The following is an 18,989-nucleotide window of genomic DNA, read 5'->3' as shown; positions in this document are numbered from 1 at the left end:
ATATTGACCATTATGGCGGTCATTAATCTATTTATTGACTGCTATAATATACAATCATATAGATTTCTACCGAAGGTGACAAGCAATGGAAGCCTCCCCTTCTCACACTAAACTATAGGCCGGATGACAAGTGGGGAGTCTACGGTGAGGCCTGCGATGGAAAGTTAGATATTCAGAATATAACCAGAGCCATGAACAGAGGACAGATGGTCCTTCAGCTCTGGAATCTTTCTTTTAAGATTATACAGATGTGTATCCAGAGAGTTCTTCGCCACATGACGGCCTCCCCAGATATTCTGCTCAAGCTCTTCGCGCGTGATCAACTGACGTGACTTGGTATAAAGAGTTTCAAGAATGATGTATTCAACGCGAGTCAGAGGGCACGAACGTCCCTTGAAGCTTGCGCTTCTGTTGAGCTGATTCAAAATCAAAGATGAGCCGAACCAATCAATCGCCTGCAACCGACTCGTCATTTCCTCTTCCATAATGGGTTTTTCGATAAAGCCACTGACACCATAGTTAACCGCATTGATCGCCATTTCCTTGTTGGAATGGCCCGTGACGATAATAATATGAGAACGCGGATGGGAACTGCGAATGGCCGGAATTAAATCAAAACAAGTTTTACCATCTAGATTGTGATCCAAAAAGAACAGGTCCCAAGGCCCTTCCGCAAGCGCCTTCAGAGCCTCCTCATAGGAGTACACACACTGGATTTCTCCAATATGACTGAACTTCGCTTGGAAAAGCAGTGCAAAGTCCTTGTTGTCGTCAACAAGAAGTACCTTCTTCTTCATGGCTCCTTCTTACGTTCTATATTACCACTAAAGAATTGAATCAGTTTGCTGTGTTAAAGCAGTGTTAAAAACTAAACTAACATCAACTTAGTGAGCAGACATTAGAAGAGTTTTATTCATACTTTGAATTGAGTATTTCTTGAGTTTTCCAGAAAGAATCTGAAATCACCATCCCCCATATGGATGACCATAAATAGGGGTGGTGTCTTTATGTTCCTAATAATGACTTGGCCCTCAACAAAGAGTCCTCCACAGACTCAGTCATTGGTCGCGACAGTAAGGAAATGACTTCTTCCGCGGCGAAGATTCTGTTTCTTCCAAATCCTGTTCTCTCACGCACGATACCAGCATCAACCAGCTGCTCCACAGCTCTATTGGCGGCTGGGGCACTCACCTCTAAAAGATTCATCAATATTTTCACAGAGAAAATTGGATAGATTAAAAGGTGCTCCAGCATCCTTGCCGCCGCCGCACCTTTACGAAAGCCTGATGATTCCTGCCACCTTTCGGGAAGTGCAAGAAGTGCCGATTTGGTAATTTGGAATTCCTTTGAACATTCGATAACCGCTTCAGAAAAGAACTCCACGATGGGAGCATAATTCAACTTTTTCTGAGCTTGCTCCAGTCCCTTAATATATTGATCTTTTTTGATCTCAATATAGCCGGACAGATACAAAGGAGAAAACCCTTCGCCAATCATCTGAACCGCCATCAACATTCTGCCTATACGGCCGTTACCATCACGAAACGGATGAATAGCCTCAAAATGCACATGGGCAATCACCATGCGAACTAAAAGGCTCATGCCCATTCCTGCATTTCCTAAATCGATCAAAATATCGTCCTTCATCCATCCCAACAACTCAGACATCTTTTCCGGTATGCACAGTGGAGGCGCAGGATTGTAAGTCGAATTTTCTACTCTGGGAAATCCCCCGATAGTAACATAGCGGGGCGGCTCCTCTTCAGAACGCAGAAGTCCCGGCATACCCCTATAATCAGGATCGCCCGACATAATTTGCTTATGCATGTCTTTAATCAGATCTATATTAAGAGCCTCAGCCCCCTGAGAAGCCACCATATCAAAGATATTTTCAAGTGCATGGGCGTAACCCAAAACGGAAGCTCGGGCAGATCTATCATTAAGATCATAAAGTTCACCGGGAGTTAAGACATGATCAATTGTAGACCAAGTGCCTTCCATCCGCGAAGAAGCCACAGCTTCTCGTTTCACAAAAAGAGCCAGGACCAGTCGATCCAAGGAAGAAAGAGACGCGGCAGACGGAAGCCCCTGCAATATTCGATTTGCCTCTCCCAAATGCCTTAAAACACCCGACAATGGAGTCTCACGAGGAGGAGCCTGTGGAATCACAAACCATGTATTCTCGTAGGGAGCAGCTAAACCTTTTTCTAGTTTTAACGAAGAGTGAACCTCATCAGATCTCATAAGGTTAAATATATCATTTCATAATTAACTTTGATATATTAAATTTTAATAAAAAATGTTGTAATTAACTTTTATCGATCCGAAAGCTAAAAAACCCCACAGCTTCTTAGGGCTGTGGGGTTCCGATTGCAAACCTTGAACGCCGGGATGCTAATTTAGGCGAACAAGATTATTCGTAATATCCTCACCATTGAAGTATACGGTCTGCGATCCGCAGGTATACTCGTAACGAAGTTCGTTATTAGAACCATCAATATAGCTGATGCTGCCCTCGCTCCAATAATGAGTGCAGGAGCGGTCATATCTCAGGTTCTTGGATTTCAGAGCAAACACCACCTTCACTTCGGTTTGCTTGCCTGTTTGCTGATCTGGTGCCATCACACCGGAAACACCAAAGAAACCGTCGAACTTAGCACTGCCCTTCTGATAAGGGAGACTCATGTCCTCCGGAATATATGTGTTGGTCCATTGACTCTGCCACTTCCAATTGAATTCAAAGTAAACTGGAGTTTTGTTGAAGCCCCGTACCGTACCAGTGTACGCCGTACTGTAACTCATCTTTGAAGAAGTGTTCTTTACTTCAAAGAATCCATCATAGACGTTGGTAAATTCCTCCTGCGGTGCCAGATAAGAATTGGAGAAGTCATATTCATAACGATATCCTCCGCCCCACCCCTTATTTTCAGCTCCTGCCGCATCCTTGAAGTCCTGAATCTTGTACGAGCCCACTCTATCCATAAAGTAGCCTGGCTGATCCCCAGCTACACGATTGCAATTAAACTTCACTTCCAAGAGTGCCGGAATTCCATCACCATCGTCATCCACAGTAGGATCCGGATTCTTTTTTGTGCAAGAGTCAAACACACCGACAAAGGCTGCCGGGACAGTCACAGGACTGCCTGAACCACCTGTCGGCACCAAACTTTGCATGACCGTGCTAATGCCTTGAGCGTTCAAGATCGCTGTCGCCTGCGCCAGATTTACGCTGCCACCAGCGGCTGTCAACGCACCACCGCCGCCACCGCATCCATTAAGCAGCAGGCCCAGGCCTGCCACCGCGAAAATACTTTTATTCATACATAACTCCTTTCCGAGCCTGACGTCTCAGAAATTAGAAGTTGTAAGTGATAGATGCTTGAGTAAGAACGTCGTTACCGTTGATTTGACCGGTAGTAGAGCCAGCTACAACGCCATCCAAAGCGAAGTTGTTGTATTTCAGGCCAATACCAGCAGCAACAGTTGTATCGTTTTTGTTAGTAACAGTTTCATCGCCTGAAGCCGCCTGATTTTTGTCCTGAGTGCTGCTTAGCAAGAAGCTTTGTGATACAGACGCACGAACCACCGCCCATGAATTCAACTCAGCCTCAACGCCTGCGAAGATTGGAAGATTCATAGCTGTGATATCTTTGCCGATCTCACGTTTTGCGTAAGACAAAGAAGCACCATAGTAAACGTTTTTGATTTTGCGGCTTAGGATACCAACTTCGGCGCCGATGTCCTTAACATCTGTATCACCTGCAGCTGCTTCGTATTTACCCGCACCCCAGTTCAATTTGCTGAAGAAGTAGTTTGTACCCATCTCTTGCTCGAAGTTCAAAGTAACGTAAGGAGCGCCTGTTGTTTTGTCTGTCGCGTTTTCGGTAACTGCGATAGCTTCAACCGTTCCCGCGAACTCCATGCCGTCACGGTCAATACCGAAGCGAGCCGCCAGGTACTGTTCCTTTGTTTTATTTGGCTTGTCATCAGAGTTGGACAACGCCACAGAAGCACCCCAGCCATCTTTAGCATAGAAAACTTCTACCGGATTGTTTTGACCTTCAGAAGCCGGAGCGCCAGCACGCAGGCTTTGTTGGATCGGACTCAAGTGGCCAACATAAACACCCATATTTGCACCGAACTCATCAGTGAACAAACCACCTTCAGCTTTTGGCGCAGAAGTGTTTGTAGAACCACCCATTTCCAAAGTCAGGTACTTACCCAAAGAATTTACGTGCGCTGGATTCTCGAAAACTGTTTGAGAATCTTTCAAGAACTCTGCCTTCTGCAAAGCTTGAACGCGGGCCTTAGAAGCCATTGCTGGGGTTGCTGCAACCAAAGATAGTGCGGAGACAAGAACAAACTTTTTCATTAATTGAACCTCATGTTGTTGTTATGAAATTTTGCTTATGCACAAAAACTTCAGCAAACGTCGAATAACATGGTCAATTATTTTTGATTTTTACTTCTATTCGCATGACTCACGTGCAAATTTTGTGTCCGCGACTTTCTTTCATCATCGTCGCAAATGCCTTGCCCACAGCGGGTCACAAGGCGGTCGATAAATTTTTATTTTTTCAAAAGCGTGTCCTCGATATATTTTTTTATCCCCCCTGTTTCAGGGGTGTAAATTTCTTTCAGAAATGCATTTTCGAAATTCCGAACATTCCGAAATACGCCCCTGGCTCTCCTTTTATAAGAATCAAATCGATGTCAATGGTGCCGAGGCACTTACACCAGCGATGAGAATCTCTCTCAGACGAAGCCTCGTTTCTCAGCTCTATCATCCTTGATTGAAAGCGGAACGTGGAAATCATTTGCAGATATTTATGATCTAAAGATCAGAAAAAAGGATACAGCCATTACCCTGAAAGCTCCTGTCGATCTTAGAAAGATAGCTACCAAGGACAGAGCTGATTATCAGAAGCTAATCTGAAAGACTCTTATCGAGCTTGTGATCAAGGGGGCTTCTTAGTCTATGGCCTGCAATCGCCGGCTATAGGGCTCAGGAAGAGCTTGAGGAAATAAAAAAAGCCCAGGGGTTACCTGGGCTTTCTCTTCTCAACTTTTAAGACTAGGTCTTAGAAAGTGTAAGTGTAAGCAACTTGAGAGAACATGTCTGTGTTCGTGTTGAACTCGCCAGCAGCTGCACCTTTGAAGGTAACATCAAGCATGCTTTTGCCGAACTTGAAGCCTGCGCCAGCAGCCATAACTGTGGAGTCAAGGTCTTTCTTGTCACCATCAGTACCGCCACCAGTGATGTCTTTAGTTTCGTTCAGGATCACGTTTTGAGCAACGGATGCACGAAGAACCAACCAAGAAGCTGCGTTAGCTTCAACACCCATGTACACTGGCAGAGTCATGGACTCAGATACTTTGTCTGTCTTAGCAGAAGCCAACTCTACACCGTAGAAGAAGTTACCTTCGTCAGATTTAACCAAAGTGTTAACCATACCAACTTTGTAAGAAGTTTTTTCGATTTTAGCTGCAGACAAAGCACCCGTACCTTCAACTTTTACAGTTTTGAAGTTACCGTAAACTTCCATCTCTGGAGACATGTGATAACCAACTGTCAAGCTAGTCAAACCTTTAGATTCAACGCCATCAGAACCAACTTCAGATTTAGCGCTCAAACCTTGAACCAAGTCAACATCCCAAGTACCGTTTGTCACACCAAGTGCCAAACCAGAAGAAGAAGATTTTGCGTCAACAGAATCATCTTTACCGTTAGAGTACTTCAAAGTAACACCGTAAGTCCACTCTGACATTTTACCAGCGTAGAACAGATTCAAACCATTTTGTTCATCGATAATATTCGCAAGACCACCAGTTGTTCTAGCGTACTGTACAGCCTCAGAGAAGTCTGCAGAGCGACGACCGAAATAAACACCGAATGCAGTATCGTCACCGTGACGTTTTACGAAGCCACCTTCAGCATGTGGATCTACTGCAGCTGCACCTTTATCACCCCACTCGATAGTTGCTTGCTCAGAAAGAGCCAAGAACTGGTAAGGTCTGTCAAATGCGCTTTGGAAATCCAAAACGTGACGGGAATTGTTCAAAGCCTCTACGCGTGCTTTAGAAGCCATTGCTGCTGGAGCTGCTGCTGTTACCAAAGCTGCTACTACTAAAAGTTTTTTCATTGTTGCATCCTTTCGTTTCGTTGCAATCGTATGATTTCTTTTAAATCCATTAAAAGTTTTAATCGAGTACACAAAAAATGCTAATGAGGACCTAGCCCAAGATCAACAACAAAAATTTTCGGTACGTTTTCATCACGCTTAAAACTTCATCAACGCGATTCAACTTGTGACCTTCCGAACACATCAATCTGCGACCATACACCAGTGCGGCAGAATCTACTTTTTTAGAACAATTATTCCACTCAAACTCGCGCCAGCAGCGGGTTTGGTGGAGATATCAAAAGGGCCTTTTTTTGAGGAGCGCCAAAGGTCCGGTGGACAATAGAACACGGTTTGAGGTCCAAAAAAGATTTAAGAAATGACAATTGACGCGAAATTTCAAATTCGCCATGTCATGCTAGATCAAGGTCTAGCTTTACAATGTTTTTACGTTACACAGCTGGACCTAGGTCTTACCATCTTTCGGTATCCGTAACATTCACACTATATATAAGGAGCTACTTTGAAAAAGAATGTACTAGTCGCGGGTTTATTAATTTTGTGCGGTTTCAGTGCGCAAGCTGTTGAAATCTCTGGCCTGACAGTGAACGGTGAGGTCGCTTTCGACTTCAACTTCCTGTCCACCAAAGGCACTGCCATGCCATATACCGATGGTGTAACCAATGAGACCTACCGCTTGCGCAACGCTCAGGTACTAATCAGCAAAGAAACAGATCAAATCTACTTCCTGACTCGTTTGGCGTACTCGCCTACACCATACATCTCCGAAGTCGATACCCCAGCAACACCCACAAATGCCAAATCTTCCACCAATAACTTCGGCGCGCTAGAGCAGGCAGAAATCTTCTACAAACCAATGCAGAACCTTTACGTTGGATTTGGCCGCTTCCTGACAACAATGGGCTACGAATCACTTATGAAGTATGAAAATGCTTTCTACACCACGACTATCGCTTACCAAAGCATCGTTCCTGGCTATGGTGAAGGTTTGCGTGCAAAGTACGTTGCTGGCGACTGGTTAACTGGAACTCTTTCCACCTACAATCAAGCACAATATGGCGCTTTCGGTGAAGACTATACTCCAACCAAAACAACAGAGCTTTCTTTCACTGGCAAGATCGCTGGCGACTTCACATGGTTTGCTGGATACTACTTGGGTACCGACAAGCCAGGCGCTACAAAAGTTGAAAAGTCTGCTTCCAGCGTATGGGCATCTTACCAAATTACAGAAAACATGTTGGCAGCTTTGATCTATGACTCCTACACCACAAAACCTGATGGCTCTGGAACTCACTGGGCAGATGCAAGCACGGCTTTGATCACCTATGGTCTAGGCATGAATAACTTGGCTCTTCGTTATGAGATGGTCCGCGGAGCAAGCACCTTGAACTATGGCACAGGCGAGAAGGTGGATTCACTGACTATTGGTGACAAAATCGTTCTTAACGAAAACCTGAATCTTTATGTTGAGTACCGCATGGACAAAGCTGACGAGAAAGTTTTTGTAGATAGCGATGGAGCCCCTACAGACACTGCCAACGTCATCACTTTGGGCGCATTGGCTCACTTCTAAGCAACTGACTGGAATGGAGGGATTTTCCCTCCATTTTCCATCTAAAAATAAAATCCTTCGATAATTCTTAGCGCCTCTTCAACTGACCCAATTTTTTGACTTCGGCAGAATCCAAGTACACCTGCATCTTTCACCAAGCCCGACATTTCATCCAAATACGTTCTAAGATGCACCAAGGGAAGACCTGAAATCTTCAGTGACTCACCAGCCGGAAGTGCCTGGGAGAGCAATAGAATATCGTTGCGATGCTTTCTGATATCATCTCCATCCACCTTATGGCCACCTTCACGGCGTTCTCTGAGCTCGTTAAAAGCCCGTGCCTTTAATGGAATCTGTGCGACTGCACTAATAAAATTACAGTGGTCTCCATCAATCGCATTCGCCTGAATTAAGTCATAGTAGTCATCCTCCAGCAGAATACCAGAGAACTGATCTCCCATTTCAATCTTCTGCAAAGGGATGATATGTTGCTCATCAAATAGTTCTAAATCTTCAGGTTTTTTTGAAAACAACTCAATCTGCTTGGGAAACTCTGGATTTTTAGGCTTGTTAAAACGATAGTACTGAGCCACTCCTGCTGACTTCTCTCTATTCTCGAACTCTCCGTCTTTAATATAATCTGCCAAGTTCTTAAGAAAGGCAGGATCAGGCTTCATGAAAACGACGATATCCAGATCTTTCGTAGCCCGGAAGGAGACTCCCAATCCCGACATCAGCAAATTTCCAGCAACACCGCCAACAATAACGTAATGCTCACGAAAAGCGGCCAGCCTCTTCGTGAAATGCTCTAAACCATGAACCACTAATCCCCCAATACGGTTTTAAGAAGTTCTTTAAGAGCAATTTGCGTACGATCATCGTGACTATCTTGCATACTTAGATAGAGGGAAATCGGATCAACGGTACTACCTTCGGATATCGCATTGGGGTCCCACTCCCATACTTCAAGACAGTATTGCGCCAACTCTTTTGGAACTGCTTTTAGCTGCGCCTCGATCTTGGAAAAGTCTTTCTTGCCGATCGCCTGAGTTTGAACCATTCCGCCATCCAGCATCGTTAGATGTCCTAGGGCAGAATACCCCGCAAGTTTTGCTCCGAAGGTTTTCCTGTTCAAATATATACGCGCGATTACCGGACTTCCCAGAAGACCTTTAGCTTGGTTCCACAATTCGCGCTTGGGTAAAAAATGGACATGCTTACTGACACCTTCTCTATTTATTTTAATCAACTCAAACGTTCTAAGTTCCTCAACCAAACGACTGGCATGCACTTTGGAAATCGCAAAGAAATCTGCGAAGTCACTGACTGTTTTCCCCTGAATATCACCCACAACAAGATATCTAATAATTGCCGCTTTACCTCGTAAACTTAGCTTCGCAGGAAATGCCACCGCTTTTTCATTTGCAGCCCGAACTGCTAACAAAGCATCCGGCAAAAAAATATTTCCCCGCATATCGACATAATTTACTTTGTGACCCATCAGAGCTTTCTGCTGATAAGACTTTAATTCATTGAATATAAACATGACGGGTTTTGCCGCTGCCTTTTTCAAAATATCTTGATGTAGCAATATTTTTTTAATTTCAACTTCATCAGAAGCGGCTTCAGCTAAGATAAATGCCAGCCCCTGAATATTGGCTGTTGTTAGTCGATAGCTCTTCAAGACAAGATGAGGAATCCCCTTTGGAATTTCCACATTAGGAGTAATTGTTACTATTTTAAAGGATATCAAGTCCCCCAAAAGGGTGTTAATTCGAGCTGTCTCCATAGAGACATGTTAACTTATAAATACTATTGTTACCATGTAAATGTAAATAATATGGTAAACATGGTAAATAATTGATTTTACTTATAAATTTTTATTAAAAATGGTGATTCGGGCATTAAGTCCGGCAGGTATTAATAGGGTCTGGGCATGAATAATTTGGGGATATCCTTTACGGTGATAGTATCAAATGATACTATCACCGTATGACTCATCCCCCATTTAAAATTACCTCAAAAGTCCTTTCTCTCACGACAAAAATCCATGAACTCATAGGGGAAATGAAGGGCTATAGTGTAGGTAAGCCATCGGTAAAGTTCAGAAAAGAAAATAAAATTCAGACAGTGCAGCATAGCTTGGCCATAGAGGGCAATGAACTCACCGGAGAACAAATAACCGCCATCCTGGAAAAGAAAAGGGTTCTGGGCCCTAAAAAGCAGATTATGGAAGTGCAAAATGCGCTTCAGGTTTATGATTCCCTCAGCTCCTTCAATCCAAATCAGGAAAAACACCTTCTCAAAGCCCACAAGCTGCTTATGCAAGGTCTAGTTAAAAATGCCGGCAAATATCGAACTGGACAGGTTGGTATTCTTAAGGGCACTCATGTAAGTCATGTAGCTCCTCCGGCAAAGCAAGTTCCTCATTTAATGGGAGAACTGTTTAAGTTTCTCAAAGAGGACCGAGAAACTTCCGCCATAATCAAAGCTTGCGTGTTTCACTATGAGCTTGAATTTATTCATCCCTTTGAAGACGGCAACGGTCGCATGGGAAGGCTCTGGCAGCAATTGCTCCTTATGCAACACTCCCCGGTATTTGAGTATATTTCCACAGAAACACTTATCCATGAAAAGCAGATGCAATACTATTCGGTCTTAGAAAAATCCGATAAGGCTGGAGACTCCACTGCCTTTCTGGAGTTTTCACTTGAGATCATTCTTATTGCCCTTAAACATTTTAAGTCCGCACAGCGCCCGCAAAAAGCAAATAGTACTGACCGAATTCACTTTGCTCTTGAACACTTTAGGGAGAACTCTTTTAGTCGAAAAAAATACCTAGAGCTTTTCCCAGAAATCTCAACTGCTACAGCAAGTCGGGATCTTGCCCTTGCGGTTAAGGAAAATAAAGTCACCATTACCGGAGAAAAGGCACAAGCAACCTACAAAGCAACCACTCCTCGCCTTAAATAGCCCCCCCTTGCTATGCAGCAACCTTGGCCATTAAGACTTCATTTATAATAGTTTGATAGCCAACCCCACGACGCTTTCCCTCTTTCTTCGCCCAAGCAATAACCATCGGATGCAGCCTGATTGAAATAGGCTGAAACTTTTCATTAGCCGCCTTTACAGGACGTCCACGCGCCGGTCTTTTAACTCCCAGAGTAGCTTCAATAGCTCTCTTGAACGCTTCCGTTTCCTTAGCACTAACCCGGCGGGCTTTATCAAAACGAAATTCTTTTTGCTTCTTCATAAAGTCTTCTTTCCTTTTTACTGGCACGTCTCGCGCTTATGACTCTCAGTGATTTCCCTCTTTTTCGCAGGGTAAAAACCACCACAACAACAATGCGGCCGTCCGCCTCACCGATTAAAACAGCACGGCTTTCTGAGCCCACCTGTCTTTTTAAGTTTTCATCAATTAACGCGTAGGGATCGTCAAAGGCCTTAATTGCCTCCTCAAATCTAATCCGGTGTTTTTCAAAGTTTGTTTGGGCCTTCCTCATATCCCATTCAAACCCTTCTATTTCAGTATATACCATAAATTGACCCTTTAGCCAAGAAGGCTGCAAGGGCGGCACCATCTTTAGGAATTAGCTAAATATATTCGGCCACTTAAGAAATACGGCTAGCGGACAATTTCGAGATTTGTGTTATGAAAAGAAATCAGTTATATATGAAGTACCTCTCTTTTCTCTGACCTCTTACAAGATCTCAGAGAGTCATAACTAATCTGTTCAATCACAAGTAATTGCTGACATTAACAGAACTTCGGCGGCAGCTTTTGTCGCATAAAGATTCTCCTTTTCGCCTGCCTAACTTGTGATAATCTCAAATAAAAGGAAATACAGCCTGACAATGCAAAAAAAGAAAATCCTCAACGGCACCATCAAAAGACATCCTGACGGATTTGGTTTTTTTATCCCCGAAGACAAAGAACACCCCGACGTTTATATTCCTCGCCATTCCATGGAAGGCATCATGACCAACGACAAAGTGGCCATCGAAGTTTTCCCGGAAAAAGGCGGTGAGCGTTTCCGTGGTGAGCTGGTGCGTGTTCTATCACGCGGAACCAAAACCGTAGTGGGCCGTTTTTATAAAATGAATGAACGTACCGGCGCCCTTCGTGACGAAGGAAAAGGCTGGGGCCAGGACCTAAAAATCAAAATAGAAGATTCCATGGGCGCCAAAGACAAAGAATTGGTCGCTGCGGAAATCACCAGCTATCCTGACGAAGGAAAACCCTTCACTGGCAAAGTGACCGAAATCATCGGTAATGCTCTGGACCCCTTGACCGACATCAAACGCGTGATTCGTGCGAACAATATTCCTCTGGAATTTTCAAAAGCCACACTGGAAGAAGCTGAACATTTTGGCGAAGTGCCGGAAGAAAAAGACTTCCAGGGTCGTCGCGATCTGCGCGATAAAGCTTTAATCACGATTGACGGTGCCACTGCCAAAGACTTTGACGATGCCGTCTATGTTGAAATGACCAATGAAGGCTTCCGTCTTTATGTTGCCATCGCCGATGTCAGCCACTATGTGAAAATCGGAACTGCCATAGACAAAGATGCTTATGAACGCGGAACTTCCGTGTACTTCCCGAACTATGTCGTGCCCATGCTGCCAGAGGTTCTGAGCAACGGACTTTGTTCTTTGAATCCTCACGTGCCACGCCTGTGCCTGGTCGCCGAAATGCTTTTTGACTTCACCGGCGAATTGGTGAAATCCGACTTCTATGAGGGAGTCATGGAAAGCAAAGCCCGCGTAACCTACGGTGAAGCGCAGGAAATGATCGACGGCAACACCATCGAAAAGCACCAGCACGTTAAAGAGCATATTCTCAGACTTTACGATCTGGCGAAGATCCTGATGGCAAAACGCTTCAAAGAAGGCTCGCTGGACCTTGAAATTCCGGAAACGGAACTGGTTATTGATGGCGCCGGGGTTCCGGTGGACATTCAAAGATCTGAACGTCTGTTCTCGCATCGTTTAATTGAAGAGATGATGTTGGCAGCGAACGTGGCTGTTGGAAAATTCCTGGCAAGCCGTGAAATCCCCGCCCTTTACCGTATCCACGAACCGCCGAATGAAATGGCGATTCGCACTCTGGAAAAATATCTGGAGAACTTCGGCGGAAAAACCAAACTGGGAACAGGAAAGCTGCAAAAGCGCCTGACCAAAGCTTTGGAAGAGTTTGAAGGCCGTCCCGAATCCCAGATCTTGAATATCCTGACCTTGCGATCCATGAGTCAGGCCAAATACAGCATGAACAACGTCGGTCACTTTGGCTTGGGCTTTGAGTTCTATACTCACTTCACCTCTCCGATCCGCCGTTACCCAGATTTGATTGTACATCGCTTGTTGAAAAACCAAGTGATGCCAAATTCCCGCTATCGCCTGATGAACGAAGATGACCTTTCCACAGCCGGAACGATCCTTTCCGCAGCGGAACAGCGCTCTGTGAAAGCTGAACGTCAGGTTCAGTCCATCAAAAAGGCCCGCTTCATGGAAAAATTCGTGGGGCAGGAGTTTGATGGCATGATCAGCTCTGTGGCGAAATTCGGCGTCTTCGTTCTTTTGCGTGAATACGATATTGACGGCTTGGTTCGTCTGGATGATTTAGGTGGAGATCGCTTCGAATTTGATGAAGAAAACCTTCGCTTGGTCGCAAAACGCTCGGGCTTCGCTTATAACATTGGTGACAGCATCCGCATTCAGGTGGTTGCCGCTGATCCTGAGCAGGGACAAATCAACTTTGCCCTGGCTGGTCTGGAAAAAGAAGAGCATGAAGGCGAACAGACTTCTGCGGAAAGATCAGCTGCCGCTGTTCTTAAAAAACTGCACGCACAAAAACGACCAAAAGATCATATTGCCCGTGGTAAAGAACGCCATGAAGAACGTCACGCAGATCGCTCTGAGCGCAAAGGCCGTCCAGATCGCGAACACGACAGAAAACATGGCAAGCCAGCACCTGATCACTCTAAGCAAAAAGCCAAGCCTCAGGAACACGGAAAATCAAGATTCTTCGGCGATGTTCGTAAAGATGCTCCCGAGGGAAGTTCTGAAAAACTGCGCAAGGTTGAAAAGCAATACAATCTGAAACCACGCCAGTTGGACGATGAAGAAAAGCGTGGTCCAGACAAGACTTTACTCGAGATGATCCTTGGTCCAGAGAGATACCGCGAACAAGCCAATGGGGACGCTTCGGACAAACCAAAGCTCAGTAAAAAATTGATGTTTGCCGAACAATCTAAACTCCGAGATAATGACGACAATTCGGAGAAGAATAGTGACAGCCTTAAGCACCGGACGCCAGATCGGAAAGACTCTAAAAAACGCGGCAAGACTCAGAACGATCGTGGGGGTGTTCGCAAAGCACGGCTTTCATCAGGTCGCGGAAAAGGTAAAACTCGGTAAATTCATTATTCAAAGATTAAACGCAAGCTCTGACGTTGAGGACCTCTCAATGCCAGAGCGTATGCGGATGAGCTTTGAAGAGCTGGGCCCCTCGTTCGTAAAGCTGGGACAGTTGCTCGCGACCCGTCCCGATCTTGTCCCTGAAGAATATGTCGCGGAATTTGAAAAGCTGCATGACCGCGTCCAATCCATCTCTTTTGAAACCGTCGAAACGGTTCTTCGCGAAGAGTTCGGCAACACCCTTTATCAAAAGTTTGAATCCATCGACAAAGAGCCTTTGGGCTCGGCCAGCATCGCACAAGTACACCGTGCCCGCTTAAGCACCGGTGAAGATGTTGTCATCAAGGTTCAACGTCCCGGCATTATCCAAACGATCAACGATGACCTGAATGTGCTTTACCTGCTGGCAGATCTGCTGGTTACTTATATTCCCGAAACCAGATCCTACAATCCCGTTGGCATCGTGGATGAATACTTCCGCACCTTGGAACTTGAAACCAATTTTGTAGTTGAAGCCAACAATATCCGTCGTTTTCAAGGGAACTTTGCCGGTGATGAAAATATCAAGATCCCCAAAGTCTATCTGGAGCTGACCACTGAACGCGTTCTGGTTATGGAGGCCCTGCCGGGTGTCCCTTTAAGCCAGGAAGCTTCGTTGCTGCAAGCAGGCATCAACCCGGAAGAAGTCATTCGCCGAGGTCTGAAGGCCTACCTTAAGATGGTCTTCCACGATGGCCTTTTCCATGGAGATCTGCACGCTGGAAACTTCTTTGTTCTTCCAGAAAATAAAATCGGTCTTATCGACTTTGGAGTTGTGGGTCGCCTAAATTCCCGCACGCAAGCTTCAATTGCCAATATGCTTCTGGCCTTGTCCCGTGAAGACTACGAACGCTTGGCTTATGAGTATGTGGACCTCGCTCCATTTACTGACCGCGTGAACGTCGATATCTTCGCCAAGGATTTGCGCGAGCTTATCGCTCCTTACTTTGGATTGACCCTGAAAAACGTCAATCTGGGTAAAGTCCTGATGCGCTCTTCGGGAATCGCGGCTCGTCACCATATTCATGTCCCAACCGATCTGATGCTGTTCTTCAAGTCGATCGTGGCCATTGAGGGCATGGGCCGTAAGATTCACAAGGATTTCGATTTCCTTCAGTATTCCCTGGAATTTGCCGGAGAACTTGCAAAAACACACTTCGGACCGGACAAACTGATCAACGAAATGTCTCAGATGGCTCGGGAATCCAAAAACTTCCTGAACTCTTTGCCACGTCAGTTGAATTTCTTCCTGCGCAAAGTGAACAGCCCGGATCATGCCTTCCGATTGCATGTTGGGGAAATCAAAGAACTCAAAAGGTCTGTGGAAAGCTCTTCCAATCTGTTGTTCTTGGCGGTGATCATTGCTGCCTTGATCCTGAGCTCCTCGTTTATCTTTGTTCACCCGACCGGAAGCCATATCATGGGCATGCCGACTATGAGCTTTGTTGGCTATGTCATGGCGGCCCTGCTGGGCATGCTGGCCTTTTTAAATTATATCAGAAAACCTTGATGCGGAGACTTGATGCAACAGTTGTATTATGAGCTGAGCGTACTGGCAAAAGCTGTGAACTTCAAAAATCTATCCGCAGCGGCCCTGCATGTGGGCCTGAGCCAGCCTCAGCTTTCCCGCATTATTGCCAAGATCGAAGACGAGCTGAAAATCGTTCTTTTGGATCGTTCGGCAAAAAGAAAATCCGGTTGGACCAACGTGGCCTTTCAGCTTTCTGAAATCTTTGAAAAGTCCAGTCATCGCCTGGTCTCAGAACTACAAAGTATCAGCAACAACCAGATGGTTGGCGAATTACATATCGGGACACTGGAAGGTCTGTCCGATTTTGCCCTCAATGCTTCACGCTTGTGTTTCGAAGAAGTCGGAGTCAAGAAGATCACTCTGGATATTCTTGATTTGAACGAACTGGAAGCCAACTTCCTGTCCGGAAATCTGGATCTTATCTTCACATCAAAACAACCGGGCCGACAGAAGTTTAAATACTTGATGGAACTGGGATTCCAGCGTCTGGAGTCTATCAATTCCTCGGATAAGTTTTGTGTTCTGAGTACGTTTGAATATGGTCGAGCCAACAAAAAGGAACTTGAACAGTTCCCTCACCTGTTTGTTTCAAACTCATTGTCGATTCGTCGCTCGTGGTTTGAACAAAACGGCGGAACAGGCCATATGCCAACAGAAGCCAAGCGCGGCCGTGCCAAAGACGCCGAACCCGTCATGATGATCGGTTCCGAGTTATTAAACCCTTTGCTGTGGAAAAATATCACCGCCGCCATCGAAGACTAAAAAAAGGCCGGGTGAACCGGCCTTTTTTGAATTCTGTCTTTCAAATTTAATCAATTTTGTAGAGACATTTTATTTTTTGTCCTACTGACAATGGCACTTCACTTGGCTTAGCTAAAACGGTCAGCTCATTGTAGAATGTTCCACTTACCTTCACGTCATCTACTGCGGCAGTCGCAACTAAAGAAACGACAGTGTAGCTAGAAACATTTAAGCCGGGGACTTCCAGATAGTCGTTAATTGTTGCGGCAGCAGCCACATCAAATTTTGGACCAGAAATAATTTTACTATTCGGCACCATGGCTGCTTCAACTGCTTTACAATCAGTCGGGGTGACGCTACTGCAAGTAACGTCGGAATTCGCTTCGCTGGCTTCATCGTAACTAATCGCGCGCACTGTGGACAAAGTGTAAATTTTCTTTCCAGAGACTGTCGAGCTGCTTACTTGCTTCAATGTATCCACTTTTTTAGAGCAGAACTCTTCATTACTAACCATCGTGCCAGAAGAAAGAGAGGCCTTAAGCACAAATTGTCCGCCTTGCTCAGCAATCAAGCCATCTAAGAATGCTGCAAAAGTTGAATCAACCTCACCATGCTCTACCAAAGAAAGATCGGCAGCCGTAGCCGCGTCTGCAATATTTTTATGTTCAGTCCCGGAGATAGCCGCTTCGGTTACTTTATTTCCCACAGTAGTATCAAAGCCACCGCCATAAACTAAAGAACTTAAATCCAATGCAGAAGAATTCGCCGCCGTAAGATCAAGCTCTGATGTGCCAGTAGAAAAAGATTGAATCACGGACGCAGCTTGAGACCACGTATGCCCACTTACGCCCACGGGTGCAAATAAATCATGAACAAAAATCTTTTCGCCACAGGCCGCTTGACCAAGCTTAAGGCCTTTTAATGAAAAGTTGACGATTTCACCACGTTTACAAGTAAATTTCCCCTGTGATCCTGTCTTGCCAGTTGAGTTCGACGATGTCGTAAAAGTTAGGCCCTTTACCGGTGCATCAATAAATTGGGCCGATATTGCTGAACCAAAACCACCACCTGTGGAGCCGCCACCGCCGCCGCCTCCACCACCAGAACAAGCTGCAAAGGAAACCAATGTGGTTGCAACCGCAGTTGCTTTAAGAATCGTCGCCTTCATTGAAAATACACTCCTTGTATTTAATGGGTTAAAACTAGAGTGTAAGGCGACAAATAAGTGAATCTAACTCAAGAATGTTCAAGAGAAGTCCAGGCCCACCGCGCTTGCAAGATGTAGGTCCAGCTTAGGGACGAGGTGACGCCATAAAACGTCACTGATGGCTAAATAATGCACAGGTCTCTTTCTCAAAGCCTCGTAATGAGACGCTGGGCTCTGGCACCCCCCTTGCTCATATGTCTTCCGGATTCTTTTAACGGAGGACTCTTATGGAATTCCTATTGTCACTTGGTCGTGGTTTTACTTCTGCAGATGCTTTCTGGATGTGGGCTATTTTGGCTGCTCAGGTGGTTTCTGTAGCGATTATCGCTGAGCGCTCTATCGCGCTTTTCGTAAATCGCAAGATTAATCAAAAAGATCTATCCAAAGCGATCGCTGAAGACATTAAAAGCGGTAACTTGGACAAAGCTCTTCGTCGTTCTTTGCAATTGAGCGCCAAAGAACCATTGGGTGTTGTTGCATCTGCTGGTATTCAGGCCGCTATTGATATGGGCGGTAAAGAAGAGATTCAGCTTAAGATGGACGAAATCCTTCTTGAGGAAAACACTCGCATCGAAAAGCGTATCGGCTTCCTGGCGATGTTTGCCAACGTAGCGACCTTGATTGGTCTATTGGGTACGATCACTGGTTTGATCCACTCTTTCGCGGGTATCGCAAATGCCAATCCGGTTGAAAAAGCGGCGATCCTTTCCAATGGTATCTCTTTGGCGATGAATACAACGGCTTACGGTCTATTGGTTGCTGTTCCGGCGTTGATCATGTACGCGGTTCTGCAAAACCGTGCTTCCCGTTTGACAGAAGATCTGAACAAAGCAGCCTTGAACTTGTTCATCCAGTTGGGCTTCCACTACGCACCGGTATCTAACAAGAAAGAAAGATCTCTTGTATGAGCCAGAAGAAAGAGTTGAACTTTGAAATTAACATCCTTCCCATTCTGGATATCCTTTCCGTCCTGATCTGTTTCCTGTTGTTGACGGCGGTATTTGTTCAGATTGGGACTTTGGATACAAAGCAGGCCATTGGAGACAACTCCACAGCCGGCGCCAAGAATCCCCCTTCATTGTGGGTGACGATGGCTGCTGACGGTGGCGTTCAACTCTCCTTGCGTGATCTTCCTCAAGCCAAAGTGCTTGAATCCCGCATTACCAAATCAACCAAAGGTGTGAATTGGGATGCGTTGGAAGGCAAACTCAAAGCGCTTCGCGATCAGTATCCAGATCTTAAAACAAGTGTTGTACGTCCTGAGGCGAACACATCCTACGGAGACGTTATCCGTGTGATGGATCACCTTAAACAAAGTGCCTTTGAAGGCGTGGGCTTGTCCCCGCTGGGGTAGGAACT

At 45.4% G+C, this 18,989-nt stretch carries 17 protein-coding genes; 7 read left to right on the top strand and 10 right to left on the bottom strand.

The features are described 5' to 3' along the window. Positions 1-164 precede the first annotated feature (164 nt). From ACES2G_RS01955 to ACES2G_RS01935, 5 genes are all read right to left on the bottom strand, one after another. Positions 165-797: a response regulator transcription factor gene (locus ACES2G_RS01955; RefSeq protein ID WP_347359256.1), complete on the bottom strand. Its 633-nt coding sequence runs from the start codon at positions 795-797 to the stop codon at positions 165-167. Between the two features lie 208 nt (positions 798-1,005). After that, a complete protein-coding gene (locus ACES2G_RS01950) occupies positions 1,006-2,244 on the bottom strand; it encodes a Fic family protein (RefSeq protein WP_347359255.1) in 1,239 nt (412 codons plus the stop codon). A gap of 150 nt (positions 2,245-2,394) precedes the next feature. Next, the gene (locus ACES2G_RS01945) at positions 2,395-3,321 is read right to left on the bottom strand and encodes a hypothetical protein (protein WP_347359254.1); all 927 of its coding nucleotides are present in this window, start codon (positions 3,319-3,321) and stop codon (positions 2,395-2,397) included. A gap of 34 nt (positions 3,322-3,355) precedes the next feature. Next, positions 3,356-4,372 (bottom strand): hypothetical protein, encoded by a 1,017-nt coding sequence (locus ACES2G_RS01940; protein ID WP_374001166.1) that lies wholly within the window; start codon positions 4,370-4,372, stop codon positions 3,356-3,358. Between the two features lie 709 nt (positions 4,373-5,081). Next, positions 5,082-6,143: a hypothetical protein gene (locus tag ACES2G_RS01935; RefSeq protein WP_374001164.1), complete on the bottom strand. Its 1,062-nt coding sequence runs from the start codon at positions 6,141-6,143 to the stop codon at positions 5,082-5,084. Positions 6,144-6,645: 502 nt separating this feature from the next. Between ACES2G_RS01935 and ACES2G_RS01930 the strand changes: the two genes are divergently transcribed. Then, positions 6,646-7,716 carry an outer membrane beta-barrel protein gene (locus tag ACES2G_RS01930; protein ID WP_374001163.1) on the top strand — a complete coding sequence of 357 codons (1,071 nt, stop codon included), beginning with the start codon at positions 6,646-6,648 and terminating at the stop codon, positions 7,714-7,716. 41 nt (positions 7,717-7,757) lie between these two features. On the opposite strand, the gene ACES2G_RS01925 is transcribed toward ACES2G_RS01930, so the two are convergent. Next, a complete protein-coding gene (locus tag ACES2G_RS01925) occupies positions 7,758-8,519 on the bottom strand; it encodes a hypothetical protein (RefSeq protein WP_374001162.1) in 762 nt (253 codons plus the stop codon). After that, positions 8,519-9,484, bottom strand: coding sequence for a hypothetical protein (locus ACES2G_RS01920; protein WP_374001161.1), 966 nt, complete (start codon positions 9,482-9,484; stop codon positions 8,519-8,521). The genes ACES2G_RS01925 and ACES2G_RS01920 overlap by 1 nt, the downstream gene beginning before the upstream one ends. A gap of 278 nt (positions 9,485-9,762) precedes the next feature. Between ACES2G_RS01920 and ACES2G_RS01915 the strand changes: the two genes are divergently transcribed. Continuing rightward, positions 9,763-10,668: a Fic family protein gene (locus ACES2G_RS01915; protein ID WP_374001160.1), complete on the top strand. Its 906-nt coding sequence runs from the start codon at positions 9,763-9,765 to the stop codon at positions 10,666-10,668. Positions 10,669-10,678: 10 nt separating this feature from the next. Here ACES2G_RS01915 and ACES2G_RS01910 read toward each other — a convergent pair whose 3' ends face one another. Together ACES2G_RS01910 and ACES2G_RS01905 are read right to left on the bottom strand one after the other, a co-directional pair. Further along, complete coding sequence (locus ACES2G_RS01910; RefSeq protein ID WP_347359247.1) at positions 10,679-10,948, bottom strand: BrnA antitoxin family protein; 270 nt, start codon at positions 10,946-10,948, stop codon at positions 10,679-10,681. Beyond that, complete coding sequence (locus ACES2G_RS01905; RefSeq protein WP_347359246.1) at positions 10,920-11,234, bottom strand: BrnT family toxin; 315 nt, start codon at positions 11,232-11,234, stop codon at positions 10,920-10,922. Before ACES2G_RS01905 ends, ACES2G_RS01910 begins: the two co-directional genes overlap by 29 nt. Positions 11,235-11,550: 316 nt before the next feature. Between ACES2G_RS01905 and rnr the strand changes: the two genes are divergently transcribed. The 3 genes from rnr to ACES2G_RS01890 are packed head-to-tail and all read left to right on the top strand — an operon-like array spanning position 11,551 to position 16,444. Further along, positions 11,551-14,112, top strand: a complete 2,562-nt coding sequence (gene rnr, locus ACES2G_RS01900; protein WP_374001159.1) for a ribonuclease R — start codon at positions 11,551-11,553, stop codon at positions 14,110-14,112. A 49-nt stretch (positions 14,113-14,161) separates the two neighbouring features. Then, on the top strand, positions 14,162-15,661 hold the full coding sequence (locus tag ACES2G_RS01895) for an ABC1 kinase family protein (protein ID WP_374001158.1): 1,500 nt from the start codon (positions 14,162-14,164) through the stop codon (positions 15,659-15,661). Positions 15,662-15,673: 12 nt separating this feature from the next. Then, positions 15,674-16,444, top strand: coding sequence for a LysR family transcriptional regulator (locus ACES2G_RS01890; protein ID WP_374001157.1), 771 nt, complete (start codon positions 15,674-15,676; stop codon positions 16,442-16,444). Between the two features lie 46 nt (positions 16,445-16,490). Here the strand turns inward: ACES2G_RS01890 and ACES2G_RS01885 are convergent, their stop codons facing one another. Then, a complete protein-coding gene (locus ACES2G_RS01885) occupies positions 16,491-17,591 on the bottom strand; it encodes a hypothetical protein (protein ID WP_374001156.1) in 1,101 nt (366 codons plus the stop codon). Between the two features lie 266 nt (positions 17,592-17,857). On the opposite strand from ACES2G_RS01885, the gene ACES2G_RS01880 reads away from it, so the two are divergent. Beyond that, on the top strand, positions 17,858-18,538 hold the full coding sequence (locus ACES2G_RS01880; protein ID WP_374001154.1) for a MotA/TolQ/ExbB proton channel family protein: 681 nt from the start codon (positions 17,858-17,860) through the stop codon (positions 18,536-18,538). Beyond that, positions 18,535-18,984 carry a biopolymer transporter ExbD gene (locus ACES2G_RS01875; RefSeq protein ID WP_347359694.1) on the top strand — a complete coding sequence of 150 codons (450 nt, stop codon included), beginning with the start codon at positions 18,535-18,537 and terminating at the stop codon, positions 18,982-18,984. Before ACES2G_RS01880 ends, ACES2G_RS01875 begins: the two co-directional genes overlap by 4 nt. The last annotated feature ends 5 nt before the right edge of the window (positions 18,985-18,989 follow it).

Source organism: Bdellovibrio bacteriovorus (assembly GCF_041888015.1).
Lineage (GTDB): Bacteria > Bdellovibrionota > Bdellovibrionia > Bdellovibrionales > Bdellovibrionaceae > Bdellovibrio.
This window is presented reverse-complemented; position numbering and strand designations above follow the sequence as displayed.

Bases quoted from the DNA above. Each gene is read 5' to 3' on its own strand.
- ACES2G_RS01955 (WP_347359256.1), bottom strand. From the start codon at position 797: ATGAAGAAGAAGGTACTTCTTGTTGACGACAACAAGGACTTTGCACTG.
- ACES2G_RS01945 (WP_347359254.1), bottom strand. From the start codon at position 3,321: ATGAATAAAAGTATTTTCGCGGTGGCAGGCCTGGGCCTGCTGCTTAAT.
- ACES2G_RS01885 (WP_374001156.1), bottom strand. From the start codon at position 17,591: ATGAAGGCGACGATTCTTAAAGCAACTGCGGTTGCAACCACATTGGTT.
- ACES2G_RS01915 (WP_374001160.1), top strand. From the start codon at position 9,763: ATGAAGGGCTATAGTGTAGGTAAGCCATCGGTAAAGTTCAGAAAAGAA.
- ACES2G_RS01940 (WP_374001166.1), bottom strand. From the start codon at position 4,372: ATGAAAAAGTTTGTTCTTGTCTCCGCACTATCTTTGGTTGCAGCAACC.
- ACES2G_RS01935 (WP_374001164.1), bottom strand. From the start codon at position 6,143: ATGAAAAAACTTTTAGTAGTAGCAGCTTTGGTAACAGCAGCAGCTCCA.
- ACES2G_RS01905 (WP_347359246.1), bottom strand. From the start codon at position 11,234: ATGGTATATACTGAAATAGAAGGGTTTGAATGGGATATGAGGAAGGCC.
- ACES2G_RS01950 (WP_347359255.1), bottom strand. From the start codon at position 2,244: ATGAGATCTGATGAGGTTCACTCTTCGTTAAAACTAGAAAAAGGTTTA.
- ACES2G_RS01875 (WP_347359694.1), top strand. From the start codon at position 18,535: ATGAGCCAGAAGAAAGAGTTGAACTTTGAAATTAACATCCTTCCCATT.
- ACES2G_RS01895 (WP_374001158.1), top strand. From the start codon at position 14,162: ATGCCAGAGCGTATGCGGATGAGCTTTGAAGAGCTGGGCCCCTCGTTC.
- ACES2G_RS01910 (WP_347359247.1), bottom strand. From the start codon at position 10,948: ATGAAGAAGCAAAAAGAATTTCGTTTTGATAAAGCCCGCCGGGTTAGT.
- ACES2G_RS01890 (WP_374001157.1), top strand. From the start codon at position 15,674: ATGCAACAGTTGTATTATGAGCTGAGCGTACTGGCAAAAGCTGTGAAC.
- rnr (WP_374001159.1), top strand. From the start codon at position 11,551: ATGCAAAAAAAGAAAATCCTCAACGGCACCATCAAAAGACATCCTGAC.
- ACES2G_RS01880 (WP_374001154.1), top strand. From the start codon at position 17,858: ATGGAATTCCTATTGTCACTTGGTCGTGGTTTTACTTCTGCAGATGCT.
- ACES2G_RS01920 (WP_374001161.1), bottom strand. From the start codon at position 9,484: ATGGAGACAGCTCGAATTAACACCCTTTTGGGGGACTTGATATCCTTT.